The organism is Cellulomonas palmilytica, assembly GCF_021590045.1.
GTDB classification, from domain to species: Bacteria; Actinomycetota; Actinomycetes; order Actinomycetales; family Cellulomonadaceae; genus Cellulomonas; species Cellulomonas palmilytica.
Map to the genome: position 1 here is coordinate 465,472 of NZ_CP062221.1, position 24,146 is coordinate 489,617.

General features: G+C 74.4%; 20 protein-coding genes. 9 read left to right on the forward strand and 11 right to left on the reverse strand.

What is annotated here, in order from left to right:
- Positions 1–27: 27 nt before the first annotated feature.
- Genes narI through F1D97_RS02405 form a run of 4 tightly spaced genes read right to left on the reverse strand, consistent with a single transcriptional unit; the run spans position 28 to position 7,018 of the window.
- Positions 28–783: a respiratory nitrate reductase subunit gamma gene (gene narI / locus F1D97_RS02390; protein ID WP_236122144.1), complete on the reverse strand. Its 756-nt coding sequence runs from the start codon at positions 781–783 to the stop codon at positions 28–30.
- Positions 783–1,466: a nitrate reductase molybdenum cofactor assembly chaperone gene (gene narJ, locus F1D97_RS02395; protein ID WP_236122145.1), complete on the reverse strand. Its 684-nt coding sequence runs from the start codon at positions 1,464–1,466 to the stop codon at positions 783–785. The genes narI and narJ overlap by 1 nt, the downstream gene beginning before the upstream one ends.
- Positions 1,463–3,202 carry a nitrate reductase subunit beta gene (gene narH, locus F1D97_RS02400; protein ID WP_236122146.1) on the reverse strand — a complete coding sequence of 580 codons (1,740 nt, stop codon included), beginning with the start codon at positions 3,200–3,202 and terminating at the stop codon, positions 1,463–1,465. Before narH ends, narJ begins: the two co-directional genes overlap by 4 nt.
- Positions 3,203–3,232: 30 nt before the next feature.
- Positions 3,233–7,018, reverse strand: a complete 3,786-nt coding sequence (locus F1D97_RS02405; protein WP_236122147.1) for a nitrate reductase subunit alpha — start codon at positions 7,016–7,018, stop codon at positions 3,233–3,235.
- A 147-nt stretch (positions 7,019–7,165) separates the two neighbouring features.
- On the opposite strand from F1D97_RS02405, the gene F1D97_RS02410 reads away from it, so the two are divergent.
- From F1D97_RS02410 to F1D97_RS02425, 4 genes are all read left to right on the forward strand, one after another.
- Positions 7,166–9,085 carry a M3 family metallopeptidase gene (locus tag F1D97_RS02410; RefSeq protein WP_236122148.1) on the forward strand — a complete coding sequence of 640 codons (1,920 nt, stop codon included), beginning with the start codon at positions 7,166–7,168 and terminating at the stop codon, positions 9,083–9,085.
- Between the two features lie 268 nt (positions 9,086–9,353).
- Positions 9,354–10,301, forward strand: a complete 948-nt coding sequence (locus tag F1D97_RS02415) for a hypothetical protein (RefSeq protein WP_236122149.1) — start codon at positions 9,354–9,356, stop codon at positions 10,299–10,301.
- Between the two features lie 324 nt (positions 10,302–10,625).
- Positions 10,626–11,303, forward strand: a complete 678-nt coding sequence (locus tag F1D97_RS02420) for a nucleoside/nucleotide kinase family protein (protein ID WP_236122150.1) — start codon at positions 10,626–10,628, stop codon at positions 11,301–11,303.
- A 9-nt stretch (positions 11,304–11,312) separates the two neighbouring features.
- Positions 11,313–12,365 carry an FUSC family protein gene (locus F1D97_RS02425; RefSeq protein WP_236122151.1) on the forward strand — a complete coding sequence of 351 codons (1,053 nt, stop codon included), beginning with the start codon at positions 11,313–11,315 and terminating at the stop codon, positions 12,363–12,365.
- Positions 12,366–12,374: 9 nt separating this feature from the next.
- On the opposite strand, the gene F1D97_RS02430 is transcribed toward F1D97_RS02425, so the two are convergent.
- Positions 12,375–12,590: a chemotaxis protein CheW gene (locus tag F1D97_RS02430; RefSeq protein ID WP_236122152.1), complete on the reverse strand. Its 216-nt coding sequence runs from the start codon at positions 12,588–12,590 to the stop codon at positions 12,375–12,377.
- Positions 12,591–12,714: 124 nt separating this feature from the next.
- Between F1D97_RS02430 and F1D97_RS02435 the strand changes: the two genes are divergently transcribed.
- From F1D97_RS02435 to F1D97_RS02445, 3 genes are read left to right on the forward strand one after another with little or no spacing between them, the layout of a single operon-like run.
- The gene (locus F1D97_RS02435) at positions 12,715–13,998 is read left to right on the forward strand and encodes an MFS transporter (RefSeq protein WP_236122153.1); all 1,284 of its coding nucleotides are present in this window, start codon (positions 12,715–12,717) and stop codon (positions 13,996–13,998) included.
- Positions 13,999–14,027: 29 nt separating this feature from the next.
- Positions 14,028–14,597 carry an RNA polymerase sigma factor gene (locus tag F1D97_RS02440; RefSeq protein WP_236122154.1) on the forward strand — a complete coding sequence of 190 codons (570 nt, stop codon included), beginning with the start codon at positions 14,028–14,030 and terminating at the stop codon, positions 14,595–14,597.
- Positions 14,594–15,538 (forward strand): hypothetical protein, encoded by a 945-nt coding sequence (locus tag F1D97_RS02445; RefSeq protein WP_236122155.1) that lies wholly within the window; start codon positions 14,594–14,596, stop codon positions 15,536–15,538. Before F1D97_RS02440 ends, F1D97_RS02445 begins: the two co-directional genes overlap by 4 nt.
- 89 nt (positions 15,539–15,627) lie before the next feature.
- Here the strand turns inward: F1D97_RS02445 and F1D97_RS02450 are convergent, their stop codons facing one another.
- Both F1D97_RS02450 and F1D97_RS02455 read right to left on the reverse strand, forming a co-directional pair.
- Positions 15,628–16,884 (reverse strand): Nramp family divalent metal transporter, encoded by a 1,257-nt coding sequence (locus F1D97_RS02450; RefSeq protein WP_236122156.1) that lies wholly within the window; start codon positions 16,882–16,884, stop codon positions 15,628–15,630.
- Between the two features lie 132 nt (positions 16,885–17,016).
- Positions 17,017–17,667 carry a hypothetical protein gene (locus F1D97_RS02455; protein ID WP_236122157.1) on the reverse strand — a complete coding sequence of 217 codons (651 nt, stop codon included), beginning with the start codon at positions 17,665–17,667 and terminating at the stop codon, positions 17,017–17,019.
- A gap of 63 nt (positions 17,668–17,730) precedes the next feature.
- Between F1D97_RS02455 and F1D97_RS02460 the strand changes: the two genes are divergently transcribed.
- The gene (locus F1D97_RS02460) at positions 17,731–18,840 is read left to right on the forward strand and encodes a GNAT family N-acetyltransferase (RefSeq protein WP_236122158.1); all 1,110 of its coding nucleotides are present in this window, start codon (positions 17,731–17,733) and stop codon (positions 18,838–18,840) included.
- Between the two features lie 101 nt (positions 18,841–18,941).
- Here the strand turns inward: F1D97_RS02460 and F1D97_RS02465 are convergent, their stop codons facing one another.
- Positions 18,942–19,775 carry a PadR family transcriptional regulator gene (locus F1D97_RS02465; protein WP_236122159.1) on the reverse strand — a complete coding sequence of 278 codons (834 nt, stop codon included), beginning with the start codon at positions 19,773–19,775 and terminating at the stop codon, positions 18,942–18,944.
- Positions 19,776–20,011: 236 nt separating this feature from the next.
- Here F1D97_RS02465 and F1D97_RS02470 point away from each other — a divergent pair, with 236 nt between their 5' ends.
- Positions 20,012–20,275, forward strand: coding sequence for a hypothetical protein (locus tag F1D97_RS02470; protein ID WP_236122160.1), 264 nt, complete (start codon positions 20,012–20,014; stop codon positions 20,273–20,275).
- Positions 20,276–20,316: 41 nt separating this feature from the next.
- Here the strand turns inward: F1D97_RS02470 and F1D97_RS02475 are convergent, their stop codons facing one another.
- The 3 genes from F1D97_RS02475 to F1D97_RS02485 form a co-directional block, all read right to left on the reverse strand.
- The gene (locus F1D97_RS02475; protein ID WP_236122161.1) at positions 20,317–21,087 is read right to left on the reverse strand and encodes a hypothetical protein; all 771 of its coding nucleotides are present in this window, start codon (positions 21,085–21,087) and stop codon (positions 20,317–20,319) included.
- 116 nt (positions 21,088–21,203) lie between these two features.
- Entirely contained in the window at positions 21,204–22,253 is a 1,050-nt protein-coding gene (locus F1D97_RS02480) for an ABC transporter ATP-binding protein (protein WP_236123457.1), read from the reverse strand.
- A 113-nt stretch (positions 22,254–22,366) separates the two neighbouring features.
- The gene (locus F1D97_RS02485; protein ID WP_236122162.1) at positions 22,367–24,145 is read right to left on the reverse strand and encodes an ABC transporter permease; all 1,779 of its coding nucleotides are present in this window, start codon (positions 24,143–24,145) and stop codon (positions 22,367–22,369) included.
- Position 24,146: the final 1 nt, after the last annotated feature.

Below are 24,146 nucleotides of genomic sequence, written 5' to 3' on the forward strand. Positions count from 1 at the left end.
TGGGCCTGGCTCGGGAACGGGTGGGCGTCAGCGGGTCGAGCGGTCGCGGTCCCGGGTGCCCACGGGCTCCCACCCGCGCCGCGGCGCGGACGCGCCGGGCACGGGCCGCCGGTCGCGGCTGCGGTAGACCACGTACGGCCGGAACAGGTAGTGCAGGGGTGCGGTGAACGCGTGGACGAGCCGGGTGAACGGGAACAGCAGGATCAGGCCCAGCCCGAGGAGCACGTGCAGGTGGAACTGCAGCGGGGCCGACGCCATGGCGTCGACGTCGGGACGCAGCGTGAACAGCGAGCGGAACCACGGCGAGACGGACTCGCGGTAGTTGTGCGCCTCGTGGCCCGCGGTGAACGCGATCGTCGTGACGACGAGCCCGGTGACGATCGCCGTGGTCAGCACGGCGTACATGAGCTTGTCGTTGCGCGTCGTCGCCATGAACACCGGGCCGGTGCGGCGGCGCCGCACGATGAGGATGACGATCCCCGCGAGCGTGCCGATGCCGGCCAGCGTGCCGATGCCGAGCGCACCCGCGTGGTACATGTCCTCGGTCACGCCCACCGCGTCCGTCCACGACTCCGGGATCAGGAGCCCGACGACGTGCCCGACGATCACGAACAGCAGCCCGAAGTGGAACAGCGGCGACCCGATGCGCAGCAGCTTCGACTCGTACAGCTGCGACGAGCGCGTGGTCCAGCCGAACTGGTCGTAGCGGTAGCGCCACACCAGCCCGCCGACGAACGTCACGACGACGAGGTAGGGCAGCACGCCCCACAGGACGACGTCCATCAGGACCTCCCGGACTCGGTGAGCGGCAGCAGCCGCGGGTCGGCGGCGTCGAGGCCGACGCTCTCGGCGGGCGGACCCGCGGCGGCCATGCGGTGCACCGCGGCCTTGTCGGCGGGTGACGGGCCGGGCAGCGTGGCGCACACGGCCTCGAGCACGCCCGCGTACGGCGTGCCCGCCTCGATGAGCGCGAACCGCGTGAGCTCGAGGCTCGCGCGGTACTCCTGCAGCAGCGCGGCGCCGTCGTCGGGGTCCGCGAGCGCCGCGTACTCCAGCACGAGCGGCAGGTGGTCGGGCAGCTCGCCGCGCGTGTCCACGAGGAAGCCGGACGCGCGGTACCGCTCCTTGAACCCGGCGAGCACCTCGCCGCGGCGGCGCGTGTCGCCGTCGGTCCAGTACGACAGGTACAGCGCCTGCTTGCGGGACAGGTCGAACAGGTGCACGTAGTCCGACTGGAGCTGCGCGAGCGGCGTCGCGGCCGCGTGGTCGAGGAACGTGCGCAGGCCGTCGCGCGCGCGTCCGGCGGGCAGCTCGTCGACCGCGGCCGCGAGCAGAGGAAGACGTTCGACGAGCGCCTCGTCGGGGTACGCGAGGCACCACGACGACGCCTGGTGCACGACCCGCGGGACCGCGTCGGGGATCCCGGTCGGCGGGCCGGCCGACCGGCTGCGGGTGCGGAGCCTCATCGCGCGCCCTCCTCGTCGCGGACCGGGTGGTCCGTCGGGTCGTCGCGACCCTCCATGGCCTCGTCGGCGCTCTCCGGCGGGCCGTCCTTGCGGGGGAACAACCCGGGCGGCGTGCCGACGCCGTCCCAGTTGAGGAGGTTGACCCGGCCGCGCATCTCCTCGGACGGCGCGATGCCCTCCGACGTCTGCCGCTGGCGCAGCGCGTGGAACGTCTCCACCGCGACGGGCACCGGACGCCCGGACGCCTCGCCGAACGCCGCCGACTCGTACATGCCGGGGCCCTCGTCGTAGTCGAGCGAGCAGCCGAGCTCCTCGAGCTCGTGCCCGCGCTCCTCGTGCGCCTTGGGGATGACGTAGCGCTCGTCGTACTTCGCGATCGCGAGCAGCCGGTACATCGCGTACATCGCCTGCCCGGTCATCCCCACGGACTGCGCGACGGACTCGTCGGCGCCGTCGCCCATCGTGATGCCGCGCAGGTAGGTGCGCATGGCCGCGAGGCGCTTGAGCACACCGGTGACGACCTCAGTGTCGCCCGCGGTGAACAGCTCCGCGAGGTACTCCACGGGGATGCGCAGCGCGTCGATCGCGCCGAACAGGTTGCCGTGGTCCTCCGCGTCGTGCCCCTGCTCGCGCAGCAGGTCCACCACCGGGGACAGCGGCGGGACGTACCAGACCATCGGCATCGTGCGGTACTCGGGGTGCAGCGGCAGCGCCACGCGGTACGTCTTCGCCAGCGCGTACACCGGGCTGCGACGAGCCGCGTCGACCCAGTCCGCGGGGATGCCCTGCTCCCGCGCCGCCGCGACGACCGTCGGGTCCTCGGGGTCGAGGATCAGGTCGAGCTGCGCCTCGTACAGGTCCTTCTCGTCGGGCACCGACGCGGCCTCGGTGACGCGGTCCGCGTCGTACAGGAACACCCCGATGTACCGCAGCCGGCCCACGCACGTCTCCGCGCACACCGTCGGCAGGCCGACCTCCAGGCGCGGGTAGCAGAACGTGCACTTCTCGGCCTTGCCGGTCTTGTGGTTGAAGTAGATCTTCTTGTACGGGCAGCCCGTGACGCACTGCCGCCAGCCGCGGCACCGGTCCTGGTCGACCAGCACGATGCCGTCCTCGGCGCGCTTGTAGATCGCCCCCGACGGGCACGACGCCATGCACGACGGGTTCAGGCAGTGCTCGCAGATGCGCGGCAGGTAGAACATGAACGTCCGCTCGAGCTCGAAGCGGATCTTGTCCTCCGACTCGCGCCGCACCTTCTCGACGATCGGGTCGAGGTGCCCCAGCTCGTGCGTGCCGCCCAGGTTGTCGTCCCAGTTGGCCGACCACGTGATCTTCGTGTCCTCGCCAGTGATGAGGGACTTGGGCCGCGCCACCGGGAAGTCGTCGCCCAGCGGCGCCTCGACCAGGCGCTCGTAGTCGTACGTCCACGGCTCGTAGTAGTCGTTCAGCTCGGGCTGCACGGGCGACGCGAAGATCGACAGCAGCCGCTTGCCGCGCGAGCCCGTGCGCAGCGTCAGACGCCCCCGCTTGTTGAGCGTCCACCCGCCGCGCCAGCGGTCCTGGTCCTCGTACCGGCGCGGGTACCCCTGCCCGGGGCGCGTCTCGACGTTGTTGAACCACACGTACTCGACGCCCGCGCGGTTCGTCCACGCCTGCTTGCACGTCACCGAGCACGTGTGGCACCCGATGCACTTGTCGAGGTTCATCACCATGGCGACCTGGGCCATCACTCGCATGTCGTCGTCCCTTTCCGCAGCCGGCGCAGCTCAGTACTCGACGTCCTGCGAGCGGCGACGGATCGTCGCGACGATGTCGCGCTGGTTGCCCGTCGGGCCCAGGTAGTTGAACGCGTACGACAGCTGCGCGTACCCGCCGATGAGGTGCGTCGGCTTGACCAGCAGCCGCGTCACCGAGTTGTGGATGCCGCCTCGTCGTCGGGTCTTCTCCGTCTTCGGGACGTCGATCGTGCGCTCCTGCGCGTGGTGCACGAACACCACGCCCTCCGGCATGCGGTGCGAGACGATCGCCCGCGCGACGTAGATGCCGTTCGCGTTCGAGCACTCGACCCACTCGTTGTCCTTCGCGCCGATCGCCGCCGCGTCCGCGGGGCTCATCCAGCACGTCGGGCCGCCGCGGGACAGCGACAGCATCAGCAGGTTGTCCTGGTACTCCGAGTGGATCGACCACTTGTTGTGCGGCGTCAGGAACCGCACCGTCACCTGCTTCGACCCGTCCGGGCCGAGCTCCGGCTCGCCCAGCAGGCGGTGCAGGTCCAGCGGCGGGCGGTAGATCGGCAGCGCCTCGCCCAGGTCCTTCATCCAGCCGTGGTCGAGGAACAGGTGCATGCGGCCCGTGAGCGTGTGCCACGGCTTGAGCCGCTCCACGTTGAGCGTGAACGGCGCGTACCTCCGCCCGCCCGTCTCCGAGCCCGACCACTCCGGCGACGTGATCACCGGCACCGGCCGCGCCTGCGTGTCGGGGAACGTGATCCGCTTCTCCTCCGAGCCCTCCGCGAGGTCGTGCAGCTCCTTGCCGATCCGCCGCTCGAGGGTCCTGAAGCCCTGCGTGGCGAGCTCGCCGTTCGTCGTGCCGGACAGCGCGAGGATCGCCTCGGCGAGCTTGACGTCCGTGTCCAGGGCCGGCCGCCCGTCACCCGCGCCGCCCAGCATCACGCCGTTCGCGCGCGCCAGCCGCTCCACCTCGTGCTCGAGGCGGAACGTCACGTTCTTCACCGTGAAGCCCAGCGTCGAGGCCAGCGGACCCAGCGAGCCGAGCTTGTCCGCGATCGCCGTGTAGTCCCGCTCGACCACCTGCATCACGGGCATCGTCACGCCCGGCACCGCGGGCGCGTCCCCGCGCCGCCAGTCCCCGCCGACCCCGCCGTCGCGCGGCGCCTCGCCCGGGGTGTCGTGCTGCATCGGCACGCTCACCAGGTCGTGCCGCACCCCCAGGTGCGTGCGCGCCAGCTCGGAGAACCGGCGCGCCACCAGGTGGAACGCGTCGAAGTCGCTGCGCGCCTCCCACGGCGGGTCGATCGCCGGGGAGAACGCGTGCACGAACGGGTGCATGTCCGTCGAGGACAGGTCGTGCTTCTCGTACCAGGTCGCCGCCGGCAGGACGACGTCCGACAGCATCGTCGTCGACGTCATCCGGAAGTCCGCGCTGACCAGCAGGTCGAGCTTGCCCTCCGGGATGTCGTCACGCCACGTCACGTCGCTCGGCCGCGCCGTCGGCTCCGGTGCGGCGACGTTCGAGTGCGTGCCCAGCAGGTACTTGAGGAAGTACTCGTCGCCCTTCGCGCTCGACCCCAGCAGGTTCGAGCGCCACAGCACGAGCGTCCGCGGCCAGTTCTCCGGCGCGTCCACGTCCTCCACCGCGAACCGCACCGACCCGTCCTTCAGCCGCGACGCCACGTGCGCCACCGGGTCCGGCGACTCGCCCGCGTCCGCCGCGGCCCGCGCCTCGTCGGCCAGGTCCAGCGGGTTGCGGTCGAACTGCGGGTAGAACGGCATCCACCCCGCACGCGCCGACGCCGCGATCGTGTCCGCCGTGTGCATCCCGGTCAGGTGGCCGTCCGCCATCGGCCACGCGAGCTCGTCGGCCGCGTACCCGTCGAACCGCCACTGGTCCGTGTGCATGTACCAGTACGACGTGCCCGTCATCGTGCGCGGCGGGCGCGACCAGTCCAGCGCGTTCGCCAACGAGATCCAGCCCGTCAGCGGGCGACACTTCTCCTGCCCCACGTAGTGCGCCCAGCCGCCGCCGTTGCGGCCGAAGCAGCCCGTGAACGCCAGCAGCGCGAGGATCGCGCGGTACGTCGCGTCACCGTGGAACCACTGGCAGATGCCCGCGCCCATGATGATCATCGAGCGGCCCTGCGACTGCTCCGCGTTCGTCGCGAACTCCCGCGCGATGCGCGTGCACGCCTCCGCCGGGACCGACGTGTGCTGCTCCTGCCACGCGGGCGTGCAGCCCTGCGTGGGGTCGTCGTAGCCCGTGGGCCACTCGCCCGGCAGGCCGTCGCGGCCGACGCCGTAGTGCGCGAGCGTCAGGTCGAACACCGTCGTGACCAGGTGGCCGTTCACGCGCGTCACCGGGACGCCGCGGCGCTGCACCGCGCCCGCACCGCCGGGGTCGTCGAACCGAGGCAGGCAGACCTCGACGGCCTGTGGTTCCGTCCCCGAGGTCGCGTCCGACGAGGGTGCGTCCGACGAGGGTGCGTCCGACGAGGTGCCGAGGTCGCTGATGCTCAGCGCGGGCGTGACGCCCTCCAGGTCGAGGTTCCAGCGGCCCTCGCCGGAGTCCGTGTAGCGGAAACCCAGCGACCCGTTCGGCACGACCGGCCGCCCGGTGGTCTGGTCCAGGAGCACGGTCTTCCACTGCGCGCCCTCCGCGTCGGGCGCGGTCACCGGGTCGGTCGCCTGCTCGTCGGACAGGTCCGTGGCCCGCAGGAACCGGCCCGGGACGTACGCGCCGTCGCGCTCCTCGAGCGTCACCAGGAACGGCAGGTCCGTGTACCGCGAGACGTAGTCGCGGAAGAACGGCACCTGACGGTCCACCAGGTACTCGCGCAGCACCACGTGGCCCATCGCCATCGCGAGCGCGCCGTCCGTGCCCGCCGCGGCGGGCAGCCACTCGTCGGCGAACTTGGTGTTGTCCGCGTAGTCCGGCGACACCGTGACGACCTTGGTGCCGCGGTAGCGGACCTCCGCCATCCAGTGCGCGTCGGGCGTGCGCGTGACCGGCACGTTCGAGCCCCACATCAGCAGGTACGTCGCGTCCCACCAGTCGCCCGACTCCGGGACGTCGGTCTGGTCGCCGAACATCTGCGGCGAGGCGACCGGCAGGTCCGCGTACCAGTCGTAGAAGCTCGTCATGACGCCGCCGATGAGCTGGATGAACCGCGTGCCCACCGCGTGCGACACCATCGACATCGCGGGGATCGGCGAGAACCCCGCGCAGCGGTCCGGCCCGTACGTCTTGATCGTGTGCACGTGCGCCGCCGCGACCATCTCGACGGCCTCGTCCCAGCCCACGCGCACCAGGCCGCCCTTGCCGCGCGCCTGCTGGTAGCGCCGCCGCTTGACCGGGTCGCCCGTGATCTCCGCCCACGCGGCGACCGGGTCGCCCAGGCGGCTCCTGGCCTCGCGGAACATCTCGACGAGCACGCCACGCGCGTACGGGTAGCGCACGCGCGTCGGCGAGTACGTGTACCAGGAGAACGCCGCGCCGCGCGGGCAGCCGCGCGGCTCGTACTCGGGGCGGTCCGGCCCGACCGACGGGTAGTCGGTCTGCTGCGCCTCCCACGTGATGATCCCGTCCTTGACGTAGACCTTCCACGAGCACGAGCCCGTGCAGTTCACGCCGTGCGTGGAGCGGACCACCTTGTCGTGGCGCCACCGGTCCCGGTAGAACACGTCGCCGCGTCGTCCGCCCTCGCGGAACACGGCCCGGCCGTCGTCGGTCTCGTCCCAGCGCGAGAAGAACCTGCCGGCGCGCAGGAGCACGTCGGACGCAGGTCCGTCGAGGCCGGGCAGCTGCGGGTCTGCCATGCGTCCGAATCTAGTGATGTGTGTGATCCGCACCACCCGGGACGCACCGTGGAAAATCTTCTCGTTCCCTCCGGGTGCCGCAAAACGCTCGTCGGACCCCGCCGTTATGGCGTGGGCACGCGCGCGCGCCGCGGGTACGTTGCGGCCATGACGCCGACGACGCTGCCCTCCGACGACGCCGGCTGGGCGTCGTACCTCACGACGACCATCGACGCCGCGCTCGACGAGGCACGCGCCGCCCTGGCGACGCTCAAGGACGGCACGGCCCGCTCCGCCGCCGACGTCCTCGAGCTGTGGAACGCGTCCGACGACGCGCTGGCCCGGGCGTCCGCCGCGGCGCACCTGCTCGCCGAGGTGCACCCGTCCGCCGAGCTGCGCGAGGCCGCCGAGGCGCGCGCGCAGGCCGCCGAGGACCTCGCGACCGAGCGCGGCCTGGACCGCGAGCTGTTCGAGGCGTTCAGCGCGACCGACCCGACGGGCCTCGACGACGACTCCGTCCGCCTGCACGCGCACGTGCTGCGCGACTTCCGGCGCGCGGGCGTCGACCGGTCCGAGGCCGAGCGCGAGCAGCTGCGCGCGCTCGCGCAGCGCTGCACCGAGCTGGGCCTGGAGTTCGCGCGGAACATCCGCGAGGGCGCCCGCTCCATCCGCGTGCGCCCCGAGCAGCTCGACGGGCTGCCCGAGGACTTCGTCGCCGCGCACCCCGCCGACGACGAGGACCTCGTCACGCTCACCACCGAGTACCCGGACCTCATCCCCGTGCGCACCTACGCGCGCGACGCGTCCGTGCGCCGGGCCCTGACCGCCGAGTACCTGCAGATCGCCTACCCGGAGAACGAGCCGGTGCTCGCCGAGCTGCTGCGCCTGCGCGACGAGCGCGCCCACCTGCTCGGCTACCCGGACTGGCCGACGTACGACGCCGAGGTCAAGATGATCGGCTCCGGCGCGGCGATCGCCGAGTTCGTCGAGCGGCTCGACGCCCTCACCGCCGAGCCCGCCGCGCGCGACGTCGCCGTGCTGCTCGAGCGCTTCCGCGCCGACGACCCGAGCGCGACCGCCGTCACGCCCGCCGACTCGCTGTACTACGACCAGGTCGTCCGCCGCGAGACGTACGACGTGGACTCGCAGGAGGTGCGCCGCTACTTCCGCTACGACAAGGTCCGCGACGGCGTCATGGCGACCGTCGGCCGCCTGCTCGGCCTGACGTTCACGCCCGTCGACGCGCCGTCCTGGCACGAGTCCGTCGAGGTGTACGACGTGGCGTCCGTCGACACCCCCGACGCCCTGCTGGGCCGGTTCTACCTCGACATGCACCCGCGCGCCGGCAAGTTCAACCACGCGGCGCAGTTCACGCTCGTCCCCGGCGCGCGCGGCTCGCGCCTGCCCGAGGGCGTGCTCGTCTGCAACTTCCCCACCGGGAGCATGGAGCACGACGACGTGTGCACCTTCTTCCACGAGTTCGGCCACCTGGTCCACGAGATCGTCGGCGGCCACCAGCGGTACGCAGCGTTCACGGGCGTCGCGACCGAGTGGGACTTCGTCGAGGCGCCGTCGCAGCTGCTCGAGGAGTGGGCGTGGGACGCGGGCGTGCTCGCCTCGTTCGCGACCGACGACGACGGCACGCCGATCCCCGCGTCGCTCGTCGCGAGGATGAACCGCGCCGACCGGTTCGGGCGCGGCGCATGGACCCGCCGCCAGCTCAACTTCACCGCGCTGTCCTACGGCCTGCACGCCACGCCGCCGGAGGACCTCGACGCGTTCACCGCGCAGGTCGACGAGCACTTCGGCCCCTACCCGCCGCTGCCCGGCACCCACCAGTTCACGGGCTTCGGGCACCTCGAGGGCTACGGCTCGGCGTACTACACCTACCTCTGGTCGCTGGTGATCGCGAAGGACTTGCTCACCGCGTTCGAGGGCTCGCTGATGAACGAGGAGGTCGGCCGCCGCTACCGCGACCTCATCCTGGCCCCGGGCGGCAGCCGCGACGCGGCCGACCTGGTCGAGACGTTCCTGACCCGCCCCCGCACGTTCGAGGCTTTCGAAACCTGGCTCACCACCACCCCCTGACCCCGCCCCCCCTGCCCTCCCAGCCCGGCCCCGTCCCCAGCCGACGCGCTCGTCGCGCATCCCTGGAGGGTCGCGAGTCCATCGGTGAGTCGCGCAGTCATCCGCGCGACTCACCGACGAACGCGCGTCCTATCAAGCGACGCGCGACGAGTGGCGCGGGCCGGGAGGGTCGGTCGCCAGCCGACCCCAGGGCCGCGGCGAGGACGGCTCGTCCACAGGGCGGTGGTGTCGCCGCCCGCGGCGGCGACCGGCCGAGCACCGTGGCCGCATGCCACGGCGTCCCGGATCCAGCAGCGCAGCCCTCGCCGTCCCCCGGCCCGTCGTCGTGCACGCCGACGAACACCCCTCGTGGGTCATCGCCTCGCGGGTCGCCGCCGGCGAGTGGACCCGGGCCGGGTGCGGCGTGTACGTGCCGACGAGCGTGACCGACCCACGCGCGCTCGTCGTCGCCCGCGCCGTCGGCGTGCACCGCAGGACGAGCGCACGCCACGTGTTCAGCCACACGACCGCCGCCGTGCTGCACGGGCTCGCGCTGTGGGAGGTCGAGCCCCACACCCACGTCCGCCACGAGCACCGGGGCAGCGGGAACGCGGACCCCGCGGTCCGGCACCACCGACCGCTGCCGCCGGACGAGCACGTCACGAGCGTGATCGGACTGCCGGTGACCGACCTGGCTCTCACCGTCCGTGACTGCCTGGTGGGACTGTCCCCGCTGGCAGGCCTCGTCGTCGCGGACGGCGCGCTGCGCGTCGGGCTCGCGCCGGACCGGCTCGCCGATCTCGTCGCGGGCGCCCGCGGGCCGGGCAGCGCGCGGGCGCGGCTGCTCGTCGCGCTCGCCGACGACGGCGCCGAGTCCGCGCGGGAGACGATGGCGCGCTTCGCCTTCCTGCGCGCGGGGTGGCCGCCGCCGCAGACGCAGGTCCGCGTGGTGACACCGCGCGGCACCTACTGGGCGGACCTCGGGTGGCCGCAGTGGAAGGTCGCGGTCGAGTACGACGGCGTCGCCAAGTACACCGACGCCCCGCGCCACAAGCTGCTCGAGGAGAAGCTCCGGCGCGACGCGTTCGCTGAGGCGGGCTGGCAGACGGTGCACCTCACCGCCGCGGACACCATCTCGACGATCATCGACCGCACCCACCGCGTCCTCCCCGCCGGCGCCCTCCCGCCGACGACCCGCCCCGCCCCGCTCCTGTCCCCGCTCACCGGCCGCCGCTGACCCCCGCCCGCTGGGCTCCCCCGGCACCGCGATCGGTTGGTCGTGCATCTGTCGGTGAGGCGCATGTCCAGCGGTGAGTCGCGCGGATGACTGCGCGACCCACCCACCGACTCACGACCTACCAGGGCAGTGACGACCAGCGCAGCCGGGGGGACCGCCCCTCCGGACTTCCGGTGGTCGCGCATCTGTCGGTGAGGCGCGTATCCAGCGGTGAGTCGCGCGGATGACTGCGCGACCCACCCACCGACTCACGACCTACCCAGGGATGCGCGAACCGGTGGTCGGGGTCGGGGGTCCTGAGGGAGCGGGGGGTAGGTTGCGCGGATGGGTGGGGTGATGGGGCGGGTCGTCGGGGTCGTGCTGGAGGCCCGGGCGTCGGCCGGCGGGCGGCCGGTGCGGGTGGGGGTGGACGGGGTCGACGGGGCCGGGAAGACCTGGTTCGCCGATGCGCTCGCCGACGCGCTGCGCGCCGCGGGCGTCACCGTGGTGCGGGTGTCGGTCGACGGGTTCCACCGGCCCGCGCGCGAGCGGTACCGGCGAGGGCGGACCTCCCCGGAAGGGTTCTTCCTCGACTCGTACGACTACGCCGCGCTGCGCCGCGAGGTGCTGGAGCCGCTCGGCCCGGGCGGCGACCGGCGGTACCGCACCGCGGTGTTCGACCACCGGTCCGACGAGCCCGTCGACGCACCGCAGCGCACCGCGCCGGACGACGCGGTGCTCGTCGTCGACGGGATCTTCCTGCACCGCGACGAGCTCGCCGACCAGTGGGACGTGTCGCTGTTCCTCGACGTGCCGTTCGAGGAGACGTTCCGCCGCATGGCGGTGCGCGACGGCTGCCCGCCGGACCCCGACGACGCCCGCAACCGCCGCTACGTCGACGGGCAGCGGCTGTACCTGGGCTCGTGCACGCCGGCGCGGCGCGCGACGCTCGTCGTCGACAACAGCGACCCCGCCGCGCCCGTGCTCCGCACGCCCCTGCCCCGGACGGACCCCGCGCCGTAGCCTGGACGGGTGGACGCGACGGCGGGGTCCACCCAGGACGAGCAGGGCCGGCAGGGGCAGCAGGGCGCGCACGACGAGGGGCCGCGCCCGGTCCTCCAGCGCGCTCGCGGCGCCGCGTTGCTGATCGCCGTCCTGCTGGTGCCGACGCTCGCCGCAGGCGCGCTGGTCGGCGGGGTCGGTGGGCTCGGCGCGGCCGCGGCGGGCGCGATCTACGGCCTGATCCTCGCGCTGCGGGCGGGCTGGCGGACCGCGCTCGCGCTGGTGCCGGTGCTCGCGCTCGCGACCGTGGGGACGGTGCTCGCGCACGGCTCGCCGTGGTGGGTCGCGTGGCTCGGGGTGCTGGGGCTGGCGACCGGCCTCGCGGCCCGCGCGGGCCTCATGGGCCCGGTCGCGCTGGTGTGCGCGGGGGCGGCGAGCGTGCAGCCGGGCTCCGGGTCACGGTTCGTCGTGGTGCTGTGCGCGGTGGCCGCGAGCGTGTACGCGGCGCTCGTCGCGCGGCGCGTGGGCGTGCCGCCGAGCCGCTCCGCCCGGCGCGTACCGACCCGGGACGCCCTGAGCCTCGGGCTCGTGGCGGGGCTGGGGTCCGCCGCGGCGGCGTGGCTCGCGGACACGTGGGACGCGCCGCACGCGTACTGGCTGCCCGTGACCGTGTTCCTGCTGCTCGTGCCGCAGAAGGGGTCGCTCGGGGCGGCCGTGCTGGCGCGGGCCGCGGGGACGGTCCTCGGTATCGTCGTCGGGGTGCTCGCCCCGCTCGGCGACCTGCCGCCGGTGCTGCACGCGGTGGCGCTCGTCGTGCTGCTCGTCGCGACGCTCACGTGGACGTCGCCGCTGTGGCTCAACACCGCGCTCGCGACCGTCGTGCTCATGCGCGTGCTCGACCCGGCGGGGCGCGGGTGGGCGGTCGGCTCGGAGCGCCTCGTGGCGGTCGTCGGGGCGGTCGTCGTGGTGCTCGTCGGCGCGCTGGCGTTGCGCCTGGTGCCGCGCGCGCCGGCAGCGACCGGCCCACCCGCGCTCACGGACGACGACGACGCCGACCGGCCCGCGGGACCGTCGGCGGTGTGAGCTCGAGGCTCAGGCGACGAGCGCGCCCAGCAGCGCCGAGACGCCGACCCCCACCAGCACCCACGCGACCATGCTTCCGACGAGGTACCCGACGAACGCCAGACGGCGGGCGGCGGAGCCCTCGAAGCGCGGGGCGGGCGCCCAGCGGACGGTCTCGACGAACCGGCGCACGCGCACGGAGAACGCGACGGACGGACGGGCTGCGGACAGGCTGACGGCGGACACGACGGACTCCTCGTGGGAACTTCGACCAAAGGGGCGCCGGGGTCTCCGGCTCTCGTGATCGTCCCACCGGGGGTGCGGGTCGACCAGGGCCTTGAGTCCTCCGGGCGACAGGTATCGTCGCACGGTGCTGCGCAAGACCCTCGACCGGACGGTCGAGCTGTTCACCCCTTCGAGGCTCGGTACACCCTTCCGGTGGGTGCTGGCGTCGTCGTGGACGACGAACCTGGCCGACGGCATCGTGCTCGCGGCCGGTCCGCTGCTGGTCGCGTCGCGGACGGACGACGCGTTCCTGGTGGCGCTCGCGGCGACCGTGCAGTGGCTGCCGCCGCTGCTGTTCTCGCTGTGGGCGGGAGTGCTGACGGACCGGCTCGACCGGCGGCGGCTGATCCTGACGGTGGACGTGCTGCGCGCGGTCGTCGTCGGCGGTCTGGCCGTGGCGGTCGCGCTGGACGCGGCGCCGATCGTGCTGGTGCTGGCAGCGCTGTTCGTGCTCGGGACGACGGAGACGTTCGCGGACAACGCGTCGAGCACGCTCGTGCCGATGCTGGTGCACCGCGACGACATCCCTGCTGCGAACCAGCGCATCCAGACCGGCATGATCACGGTCAACCAGATGGCGGCGCCGCCGATCGGCGCGGCGCTGTTCGCCGCGGCGCAGGCGGTGCCGTTCGCGATGTACGGCGTGCTGGTGCTCGCGGGTGCGCTGCTGATCTCGCGCGTACGCCTGCCTCCGCACGGGCGGCAGCGGCACGAGCGCTCGCACGTGCGCGCGGACATCGCCGAGGGCGTGCGGTGGGTGCGGCACCACGCGGCGGTGCGCACGCTGATCCTCACGGTGCTGATCTTCAACGTGACGTACGGCGCGGCGTGGTCGGTGCTGGTGCTGTACGCGCGGGAGCAGCTGGGGCTCGGGGCGGTCGGGTTCGGGCTCATCACGACGGTGCAGGCGGTCGGCGGGATCATCGCGACGAGCGCGTACGGCTGGATCACGCGGCACGTGACGCTCGCGGACCTCATGCGGATCGGTCTGGTCATCGAGACGCTCACGCACCTGGCGCTCGCGCTCACGACGACCGCGTGGGTGGGTCTGGCGGTGTTCTTCGTGTTCGGGGCGCACGCGTTCGTGTGGTCGACGACGGCCGTCTCGGTGCGGCAGCGCGCGGTGCCGACCGGGCTGCAGGGCCGTGTGCAGGCCGTCAACGTCATGGGCATCTTCGGCGGGCTCGTCGTCGGCTCGGGGATCGGCGGTCTCCTCGCGCGGCACTGGGGCGTGACGGCGCCGTTCTGGTTCGCGTTCGTCGGGTCGGCGGTGTTCGTCGTCGTGATCTGGCGTCAGCTGCGGCACGTGGCGCACACCGACGAGCAGCCCGCACCCGCTGACGAGCAGCCCGCGCCGGACCTGACGTAACCCTGGGCCCCGCCGGGACACTTCCTGGTGTGAGCACAGACCAGCCGAGCGACGCGCAGCGGTTCTCCGACCTGTGGGACCGCTACGCCCCCCGCATCCAGGCGTACGCGCTGCGCCACGTCGACCGTGACGAGGCGCCCGAGATCGTCGCCGAGACGTTCCTGGTCGCCTGGCGGCGACTGGCCGACGTCCCGGGCGAGCCGCTCCCGTGGCTCCTCGTCGTCGCCCGCAACACCGTCGCGTCCCACCGCCGTTCGCGCCACCGCGCTCGCGTGCTGTCCGACGAGCTCGCTCGTCTGCACGCCGTCGTGGCCCCCGCCCCGTCCTCCGCGGACGAGGTCGTCTCCGAACGTGACGCGTTGCTGCGGGCCCTGGCGGCCCTGACCCCGGTCGAGCGGGAGGCGCTCCTGCTCGTCGCGTGGGACGGGCTGTCCCCCGGGCAGGCGGCCCGCGTGGCCGGCTGCTCGGTGTCCGCGTTCAAGGTGCGCCTGCACCGCGCCCGGCGCCGCCTCGACGGCTCGCTGGCCGCGGACGACCCGGCGAGCCCGCCGGCGGCGCGCACCGACCTGACTCTCGTCTCTCCGGAAGGACGATCATGACGACCAGATCCCGACCTTCGGACCGGCTCACGGAGCTGCGTCCGCCCGATCTCGTGGACCCGGCGGGCCTGTCCGCGGCGCAGGACCTGGTGACGGCCCGCATCGCCGCCGACGAGGTCCCCGACCTGCGGGACCGTCTCCCGCGCCGCCGTTCGACCGCCGCGCGCGTGGGGCTCGTGGGTGCCGCGGCCGCCGCCGTGGCCGCGGTGACGCTCGTGCTGCCGAACCCGTCGGACACGCCGGCGTTCGCGGGCTGGACCGCGGTGCCCGCGTCGGTGACGGCCGACGAGCTCGAGGCCGCGGGCGAGAAGTGCCTCGCGCTGCGCACCGGCGCCGCGGCGGAGGTGCCCGCCGACCAGCGCGACGGGCTCGACAACCTGCAGGACGCCCAGCCGGTGATCGCGGACCGTCGCGGGTCGACGACGTTCACGGTGCTGCGCTCCGACGCGGGCCTGCAGTCGTGCCTGATCGGGCCGAGCGTGGCGACGTCGTTCGTGGTGTCGGGCGCAGGGGGCTCGGCGTCGACGGGCCGCGGCACGAGCGGGGCCGAGCCGGAGGGCGAGTACACGAGCATCGGCATCGTCGGCGACGACACGCCTCCGGGTGCGGACGGCGCGTCGTTCGTGTCGGGCGGCGTGGAGAACGCGACGTCCGACGAGCCGTGGGGCTTCGGGCTGGGTCGTGTGGGGGCGGACGTGGCGTCGGTCGAGCTGGAGCTGACCGACGGCTCGACGGTCGAGGCGACCGTCGAGGACGGCACCTGGGCGGCGTGGTGGCCGTCGACCGCGTCGGTCGCCGAGGTCCGTCCGACGCTCGCGGACGGGTCCGCGGGGACGTCGCCGCAGATCGACGTGTTCGACGTCGACGCGGTGCTCGAGGGCGCGGTCACGGGCGAGCCGGGCGGCACCGAGGACGTCGGGACGTCGGTCGCGGAGGACTGACCCCGCAAGACTGACCCCGCACGACGACCGCGGGGACGACGACCGCCGGACCGGGTGCCGCACGACGCGGCGCCCGGCCCGGCGGCGCGTCAGGACCCGACGAGCAGCACGAGCAGCGTCGCGTTGAGCACGACGACGAGCGCGACGACGAGCACGAGCACGACGTGCAGCCCGGTGCGCGTGCGCGCCTCGCCCATGACGTCGCGGCTGCGCGTGAACCGCACGAGCGGGATCACGGCGAACGGGATGCCGAAGCTCAGGACGACCTGGGAGACGACGAGCGTCCAGGTGGGGTCGGCGCCCAGCGCGAGCAGCAGCACGGCGGGGATGATCGTCGCGACGCGCCGCACGAGCATCGGGATCCGCCGGTGCAGCAGCCCGGCCATGATCGTCGCGCCCGCGTAGGCGCCGACGGACGTGGACGCGAGCCCGGAGGCGAGCAGCCCGACGGCGAACGCGAGCCCGACGACGGGCCCGAGCGCTGTGGTGATCGCGGCGTGCGCGCCCTCGATGGTGTCGGTGCCGGGCTCACCGCGCAGCCCGGCGGCCGCGAGCAGCAGCAGGCCGATGTTGACGACGCCCGCGACGACGAGCGCGATGCCGACATCCCAGCGTGTCGCGCGCAGCAGGCGGTCGCGCCACGGCCCGGGTTCGGCGTGCCCGTGCCGGTCGCGCGCGAGCGCGGAGTGCACGTAGATCGCGTGCGGCATGACGGTCGCGCCGAGCATGGACGCGGCGAGCAGCACGGAGTCGGTGCCCTCGAACCTCGGGACGAGGCCGGAGAGCATGCCGCGCGCGTCGGGCGGGGAGACGACGAGCCCCGCGAGGAACCCGAGGGTGATGACGGCGAGCAGCGCGACGACGACGTGCTCGAACCGTCGCTGCCCGTAGCGGTCCTGCGTGGCGAGCAGCGCGAGCGACACGGCGCCGACGATCACGCCGCCGAGCCACAGCGGCAGCCCGAACAGCAGGTGCAGCGCGATGGCCCCGCCGACGACCTCGGCGACGTCGGTGGCAGCGGCGACGAGCTCGGCCTGCCCCCAGAACGCGAGCCGCGGCCCGCGGCGCAGGCGGGCACCGAGCACGTCGGGCAGCGACTGCCCGGTGACGAGTCCGAGCTTGGCCGACTGGTACTGCACCAGGACGGCCATGGCGTTGGCGGCGACGAGCACCCACAGCAGCAGGTACCCGTACCGCGCGCCGGCGGTGAGGTTCGCGGCGACGTTCCCCGGGTCGACGTACGCGATGGCCGCGACGAACGCGGGGCCGAGCAGCAGCGCGCCGCGTCGGCGCGGCACGGGGTGCCGCTCGCGGGGGCTGCGCACGACGACGGGCGCCTCGGCCATCCGGTTCTCCTCGACCTGAAGTTCGGTGATCCGAACTCTAGGCCGCCCCGGGCCGGATCCGCACCCGGGGACCGCACCCGGGGACCGCACCCCGGGACCACGCCCCGGGACCGCAAACCGGGACGCCCCGCGTCACGCCGCGACGACCGCCCGCGTCCATGTCCCGTCGTCCGCGGGCGCGAACCCCACCCTCCGGAAGTAGTCCTGGTTCGTCGCGACCGGCTCCACCACGAGCCGGTCGAACCCGCGCTCGGTGAACACCCCGCTGCGCCGGTACACGAACTCCCCGGGCGTGAAGTCCCGGAACCGCGGCGTCACGTAGTCGAGCAGCACGCGCGCCGTGCGCTCCCCCTCGTCGCGCAGCTGCACCACGCCCACCGTCTCGTCGCCGCGCACGACGAGGAACGCGGACGTCGTCCCCGTCCCCGTCGGTCCCGCGGCGCTCGTCGGCCGCTCCACGGGCGTCGGCGCGAACCGCGCGATGTCGGCGGCGTGCACGTCGAGCACGCGCGCCAGGTACGCGTCGTCCGGCGCGACCTCGACGACCTCGTACGCCGCCTCGTCGTGCCGCTCGCGCAGCAGCCGCCACAGCCAGTACACGTCGATGACGGCGATCGCACCGTTCATGGCCGCGAACGGCCACACGTCGATCACGACGTTGTAGACGGTCGCGATCGCCGCGCCCGCCAGATTCAGCACCCGGAAGCGCAGCACGCGTGCCTGCATCAGCGACACGACGACGAGCACCGAGCCGATCCACCCGACGACCTCGAGCCAGTTCATGCCCCGAGGGTAGGCACCGAATTCCGGTGGCGCCGGGGACCTTCGCGCGCGCACCCTGTCCACATGGTGAGCATCCGGGAGGTACCGGTCACGGCCTCGGCGACGGAGCCGGGGGCCGCGCTGCTGCGCGGGTACACGGAGGCGGTCAACGAGGTCAACCGCGACGTGTGGGGCAACGACGACTACGCGCGCACGGCCGCCGAGCTGCTCGAGTCGTCGCGCCCGCAGCCGTACGAGACGACGATCCGGCTGGTCGCCGTCGCCGACGACGCGCCCCCGGACGACGAGGTGCGGCCCGAGCACGTGCTCGGCACCGGCCTGCTCTTCCTCCCGTTGCAGGAGAACACGGCCTGGGCGTACGTCGGCGTGGTGGTGCGACCCGCCCACCGGCGCGAGGGCATCGGCGGCGCCCTGTACGACGAGGTGCTGCGGCTCGCCCGCGCGCACGGCCGCACCACGCTCATGGCCGAGACCGACCACCGCGCCGAGCCGCCCGAGGGCCCGACGGCCCGCTCGGCGACCACCGGCTCCGGACGTGTGCCCGTCGACGACGCCGGCGTACGGTTCCTCGCCGCGCGCGGCTGGGCGCTCGAGCAGGTCGCGCGCCGCTCGGTCCTCGAGCTGCCCGTCGACCCCGACGCGCTCGAGTCGTTCCGCGCCGACGCCGCGCGGGCCGCCGGCGACGCGTACCGCGTCGTCACGTGGGACGAGCACGTGCCCGACGAGCTCGTCGACCAGGCCGCGGCGCTCTACACGGAGATGAGCGTCGCCCCGCCGCTCGGCGGGCTCGACTACGAGCAGGACGTGTGGGACGCGAAGCGTGTGCGCACCCTCGAGGACACGCACGACGCGCGGGGCATCCGCTCGTGGACGGTGGCTGTGCAGCACGTCGCGACCGGCCGGCTCGCCGGATACACGACGCTCGAGGAGATCCCCCCGGTACGCGACCTCGTGCACCAGGAGGACACGCTCGTCGCCGAAGGACACCGCGGCCACCGGCTGGGGATGCTGCTCAAGGCGGTCAACCTCCAGCGGCTCGCCGAGGTCCGCCCGCAGGCGCGGCGCATCGACACGTGGAACGCCGAGGAGAACGACCACATGCTCGCGATCAACATCGCCCTCGGGTTCCGCCCCGCGGGCTGCGCGGGCGAGTGGCAGCTCAAGATCGCCTGACCACCGGGCAGTGCCCCGGGTGAGCCGCGACGAGCCGGGGACGTCGAACGGCCGGCGACGCGAGATGCGTCACCGGCCGTTCGTGCGTCCCGAGCCGCGTGTCAGGACTCCGGGGAGTCCTGGGGCTCGTCGACCGGGGCGTCCGGCGTCGCGCCGTCGGCCCCGCGGGCCGTGGGCTCGTCCGCCAGCAGGCGGTACAGCTCGCGGCGCGCCGCGTCGATCGCGGCGACGGCCCGCTCCACCTGCTCCGGCGTGCCCGCGCGCGCGACCTGCTCGGCCGCACCCGCGAGGGTGTCGATCGCGCGGCGCAGCGCCCCCCCGGGGTGCTCGGGCCGCTCGCTCGCGGCCTGCCACGGGTCGCCGAGCTCGTCGGCGTGCTGCGTGACGTACGTGCCGCCCGCCTCGGTGAGCCGGGCCAGCTTGCGCCCGGACTCGCGCTCGATGGTCACCAGGCCCTCGTCCTCGAGCGCCGACAGCGCGGGGTAGACCGCGCCCGGGCTCGGGCGCCACCGTCCGTCGGTGCGCTGCGCGATCTCCTGGATGAGCTGGTAGCCGTGCATGGGCTGCTCCGCGAGGAGCAGCAGGATCGCGGCGCGCGTGTCGCCGCGCCCGGCGCGACCGCGGTGGCCGCGAGGGCCGCCAGGGCCGTGGGGACCGCGAGGTCCGAAGCCCGCGCCGAACGGGCCGGGGCCGAAGCCGGGGCCGAGCGCGGGACCGAAGCCCGGTCCGCCCGGCGTCTCGGGCCATCCGCCGCGGGGACCGAAGCCGCGACCGCCGCGACGTCCGCGCCGCGGACCGTCCCAGCCCTCGGGGCCTGCGGCCCAGGGGCCGCGCTCGGGTCGACGACGTCGCTCGCCGCGCTCGCGGCCGGTGATGTTCTCGATCGGGTCGGGGCGCTCGTCGCGCCGCCCGCACCCTGCGTGATCGTGTCGCATCGGGGTGCCTCCTTGAGGTTCAGGGGTGCGTCGGTGTTCCGACGGCGAGTTAACGATATATCGCCAATACATCGCCGACAACCCCTCGTGGTCGACATCCCCCGGTCCCTGCCCCCCGCGACCCCGCCATCCCTCCGGCTTCGCCACCCCAGAGCCGGAGCAACCACGGGGTCGACGAGAACAGGCCCGGGGGCCGACCGCGGGGGTGAGGGGAGGCGGGCCTAGGCTGTGGGCGCGTGATCCCCTTCGGGTTGGCGCTGTCCGCCGGTGTGCTCGCGGCGTGGCAGGTGCGGCGGCTGCGGCGACGCGGTCAGCGAGGCGCGCTGCTGCTGACGACCGGGGGGCTCGTCGTCGGGTTCGTCGTGCTCGGCATCGCCGCGTGGCACTGGCAGCAGGGCCGCGCGGCCTACCTGACGCTCGTCCTCGCGTTCGTCGTCGCGACGCTCCTCGGCCGTTCCGACGAGCCCGAGCCGCACCCCGAGAGCGCCCCGCCCGACTGACCGCGCGACGACCGCACGAGCAGGGGGTCAGCCCGTGGTGATCAGCCCGTGGTGACCAGGGGCTCGTGGACGCCCGCGCCCCGCCACCACGCCTGCCAGCGCGCGGCGACGTCCGCGAACGCGTCCTCCTGCAACCCGAAGACGGACAGCACCGCGGTGACCGTGCCGTGCGGAGGGTGGGAGCCGACGGGCGTCTCGAGCAGGACGAGCAGCGAGTCGGTCACGCCGTGCAGCCGGATGCCGAGCTGGTGGTCCGTCTTGTAGAGCAGCGTCCCGCCGAGCATCGTGCCGTCCGGCCGCTGCGCCTGCAGGTGCCCACCCACGGGCACACCACGCACACCGTGCAGCCCGAGCCGGTCGAGCAGGCGCGTGCGGCGCTCGCCGGCGTCGGCGTCCTGCACGACGAGCGTGCGGCGCTCCTGCCCGGCCTGGTGCGCGAGCGCGAACTGCAGCTGGTGGACGTCGGTGATCCACCGCTCGTCGACCTCGTCCATGTTGCCGTCGAACCGCACGGGCAGGGCGTCGTGGCTGCGCCGCGTCACGACGACCCGCGTGAGGTGCGGCTCGTGCGCGGCGGCGGTCACGCTCAGCACGTCGTGGTTCGGCCACGTGAGGGTGTGGGTCGTCGAGTCGTGCTCGACGTCGCGTCGCTCGACCGCGGAGTCGACGAACGCTCGCGCGCCCGGGTCCTGGCCGCTCGCGTCCGCGCCGTACCACCGGCTGACGAGCGCGGGCTCCCGCAGGTGCTCCCACACCGTGGCGAGACCCGCGGGGATCTCGAGGGACACGACCTCACGACGGTCCAACGTCATGGCGCTCACCTGCCCGTCTGGTTCGTCGTCTTGGACGCTAGCCCCGGGACCAGGACCGCGCACGTCGACCCATCCGACGACGAGGACCCGCGACGCCGCACGCGAGCGGGCGGCGGTCAGCGCGCGGACGGCGGCGCGAGCGAGGGGAGGGCGACGATCGCGCCGGGAGCGACGCGGAGGTGGACCCGGTCGCCGGGGGACGCCATGAGGCCGGGAGCGGCGCCGGCCGTGACCTCGCCGACGCCCGGCACGTCGACGTGCAGCGTGGGGCTCCCGCGGCGTGAGCGGACCGCGAGCACCACGCCCGCGAGCGCGTCGTCGTGGTCGGCGGTCCCGGCACGGTCGTCGTCCTGCACGACGAGCGCGCCGGGCGCGAGCGCGAGCGTCGCGTCGGCGGGCGGGTCGCCCGCCGCGTCCCGCACCGGCCGCGGGGCGTCTCCGGCGACGACGAACGCCTCGTAGCCGAGGAAGCGCGCGACCTCCTCGCTCGCGGGTGCGCGCCACAGCTCCGCGGGGGCGGCGACCTGCAGCAGCCGGCCCGCGGACATCACGGCGACGCGGTCGGCGACGGCGAACGCCTCGTCCTGGTCGTGCGTGACGAACAGCGCGGTGGTGCCGGTGGCGAGCAGCGCGGCGCGCAGGTCGAGCGCGAGGCGCTCGCGCAGGGAGCGGTCGAGCGCGGACAGGGGCTCGTCGAGCAGGAGCAGCCGCGGGGCAGGCGCGAGCGCCCGCGCGAGCGCGACGCGCTGACGCTCCCCTCCGGACAGGGTGGCGACCGACCGCGGACCCGCACCGGGCAGCCCGACGAGCTCGAGCAGCCGCTCGACGCGCGCGGCGACCTCTGCGCGCGGCCGGCCGGCGAGCCCGTAGGCGATGTTGCCCGCGACGTCGCGGTGCGCGAACAGCTGGCCGTCCTGGAACATGAGGCCGAAGTCGCGCCGGTGCACGGGCTCGCCGGCGACGGACCGCCCGTCCCACGTGACGTCGCCGCCCGCGAGCGGCTCGAGACCTGCGACGGCGCGCAGCAGCGACGACTTGCCGCAGCCGGACGGACCGAGCAGCGCGAGCACCTCGCCGCGGGCGACGTCGAGGCGGACACCGTCGACTGCCGTCGTGCCGGGTCGGTGGCGGCGCGCGGACGGGTAGCGCACGACGACGTCGCGCACGCCGAGCCCGGTCGATGCACCGGGGCGGGCGCGGCCCGCGGCCCCCGCCGGGCGCGCGGCACTCGTCGGACCCGTGCCCGTCGGGACGTTCGTCGTCTCGGTGCTCTCGGTGGTCACCACTCGCCTCCTTCTCCCGCGCGCCGCAGCCGCTCGCACACCGCGACGACGCTCGCGGTCAGCAGCGCGAGCACCACGGACGCCGCGAGCGCCGCGCCGTAGGACTCGGGCCCGGGCCGGCCGATGAGCCGGAAGATCACGACGGGCAGCGTGGGCCGGTCGGGCCGCGCGAGGAACGCCGTCGCGCCGAACTCGCCGAGCGACGCGGCGAACGCGAACCCGACGGCCAGCCCGAGCGCGCGACCGGCCAGGGCGAGGTCGACGGAGCGCAGGACGCGTCCGGGTGCCGCGCCGAGGGTCGCCGCGGCCTCGCGCAGACGCGGGTCGATGGCCCGCAGCACGGGCAGCACGGTCCGCACGACGAGCGGCACGGCGACGACGGCCTGCGCGATCGGCACGAGCAGCGGGGAGCGGCGCAGGTCGAGGTCGAGGCCGAACGGCTGGTGCATCGCGAGCAGGAACCCGAACCCGACGGTCACGGCGGACACCCCGAGCGGCAGCATGAACAGGGCGTCCATCCCGGCCACGGCGCGGCGCGCGGCGGGCCGGCGGGGGCGGCGGGACACGACGAGCGCGACGAGCCCGCCCACGAGCAGCGCGAGCAGCGTCGCGTCGACCGCGGTGCGCAGCGACGTGAGCGCGGCCTCCCAGACGGTGACGGTGACGCCGCCGCGCACGCTCGACAGCGCGACGTAGTGGTCGAGCCCCCACCCGTCGCCGACGCGCAGCGAGCGGACGACGAGGTTGACGAGCGGGAGCGCGAGGAGCGCCACGACGAGCGCGGTGACGGCGGCCGCGGCGCGTTCGAGCCCGAGGCCGTCGTCTCGTGGCTCCCCGGCGCGACGGCGCAGGCGCAGGGGCCGCACGGCCGTCTCGGGGCTCGCGAGCGGGAGCGCGCGCTCGCGACGCCCGCGCGCGCGGTTGGCGACGAGCAGGGCGGCCACGACGACGACGAGCTGCACGACCGACAGCACGGCGGCGGCGCGCAGGTCGAGGAACTGCGTGGTCTGCACCCAGATCTCGGTCTCGACGGTCCCGTAACGCAGGCCGCCGAGCACGAGGACCGTGCCGAACGCGGTGGCGCAGAACAGGAACACGAGCGACGCGGCGGACGCGATCGCGGGTGTCAGCGCGGGCAGCGTGACGGTCCGGAACGCGCGCCAGGGCGTCGCGCCGAGTGCGCGGGCGGCCTGCTCGGCGCGCGGGTCGAGGCGCTCCCACATGCCGCCGACGCCGCGCACGACGATCGCGTAGTTGAAGAACACGAGGGCCGCGACGACGGCGGCGAACGTCCCGTCGAGGTGCAGGAACCCGAGCGGCCCGTTCTCGACGAGCAGGGACCGGAACGCGACGCCGACGACGACGGTCGGCAGCACGAACGGCACGGTCACCAGGGCGCGCACCGCGGCGCGCCCCGCGAACCGGCGCCGGTAGAGCACGTAGGCGCCTGGCACGCCGAGGAGCACGCTCACCGTCGTCGCGACCCCGGCCTGCGCGAGCGTCTGCCCGATGATCCGCCACGTGCGGGGCCGCGCGAACACGTCCGCGAACCCGGACAGGTCCAGCCGCCCGTCGGAGACGAAGCCCCGCCCGACCATCACGGCGACCGGGTAGGCGAAGAACACGACGAGGAACGCGAGCGGCACGAGCGCCGCGACCGTCCACGCCGCCCCACGACCGAGGCCCGCGCCCCGGACGCGCGCACCGGTCGACGGGCGTGCGGGCCCGTCCGGTGCGTCGCGCACGGGGCGCGGGAGTGCGGTCGTCGCGGTCATG

Excerpts from the sequence above, each read along its gene's own strand:
- narI (WP_236122144.1), bottom strand. The coding sequence starts at position 783 with ATGGACGTCGTCCTGTGGGGCGTGCTGCCCTACCTCGTCGTCGTGACG.
- narJ (WP_236122145.1), bottom strand. The coding sequence starts at position 1,466 with ATGAGGCTCCGCACCCGCAGCCGGTCGGCCGGCCCGCCGACCGGGATC.
- narH (WP_236122146.1), bottom strand. The coding sequence starts at position 3,202 with ATGCGAGTGATGGCCCAGGTCGCCATGGTGATGAACCTCGACAAGTGC.
- F1D97_RS02405 (WP_236122147.1), bottom strand. The coding sequence starts at position 7,018 with ATGGCAGACCCGCAGCTGCCCGGCCTCGACGGACCTGCGTCCGACGTG.
- F1D97_RS02410 (WP_236122148.1), top strand. The coding sequence starts at position 7,166 with ATGACGCCGACGACGCTGCCCTCCGACGACGCCGGCTGGGCGTCGTAC.
- F1D97_RS02415 (WP_236122149.1), top strand. The coding sequence starts at position 9,354 with ATGCCACGGCGTCCCGGATCCAGCAGCGCAGCCCTCGCCGTCCCCCGG.
- F1D97_RS02420 (WP_236122150.1), top strand. The coding sequence starts at position 10,626 with ATGGGTGGGGTGATGGGGCGGGTCGTCGGGGTCGTGCTGGAGGCCCGG.
- F1D97_RS02445 (WP_236122155.1), top strand. The coding sequence starts at position 14,594 with ATGACGACCAGATCCCGACCTTCGGACCGGCTCACGGAGCTGCGTCCG.
- F1D97_RS02450 (WP_236122156.1), bottom strand. The coding sequence starts at position 16,884 with ATGGCCGAGGCGCCCGTCGTCGTGCGCAGCCCCCGCGAGCGGCACCCC.
- F1D97_RS02455 (WP_236122157.1), bottom strand. The coding sequence starts at position 17,667 with ATGAACTGGCTCGAGGTCGTCGGGTGGATCGGCTCGGTGCTCGTCGTC.
- F1D97_RS02460 (WP_236122158.1), top strand. The coding sequence starts at position 17,731 with ATGGTGAGCATCCGGGAGGTACCGGTCACGGCCTCGGCGACGGAGCCG.
- F1D97_RS02465 (WP_236122159.1), bottom strand. The coding sequence starts at position 19,775 with ATGCGACACGATCACGCAGGGTGCGGGCGGCGCGACGAGCGCCCCGAC.
- F1D97_RS02475 (WP_236122161.1), bottom strand. The coding sequence starts at position 21,087 with ATGACGTTGGACCGTCGTGAGGTCGTGTCCCTCGAGATCCCCGCGGGT.
- F1D97_RS02485 (WP_236122162.1), bottom strand. The coding sequence starts at position 24,145 with ATGACCGCGACGACCGCACTCCCGCGCCCCGTGCGCGACGCACCGGAC.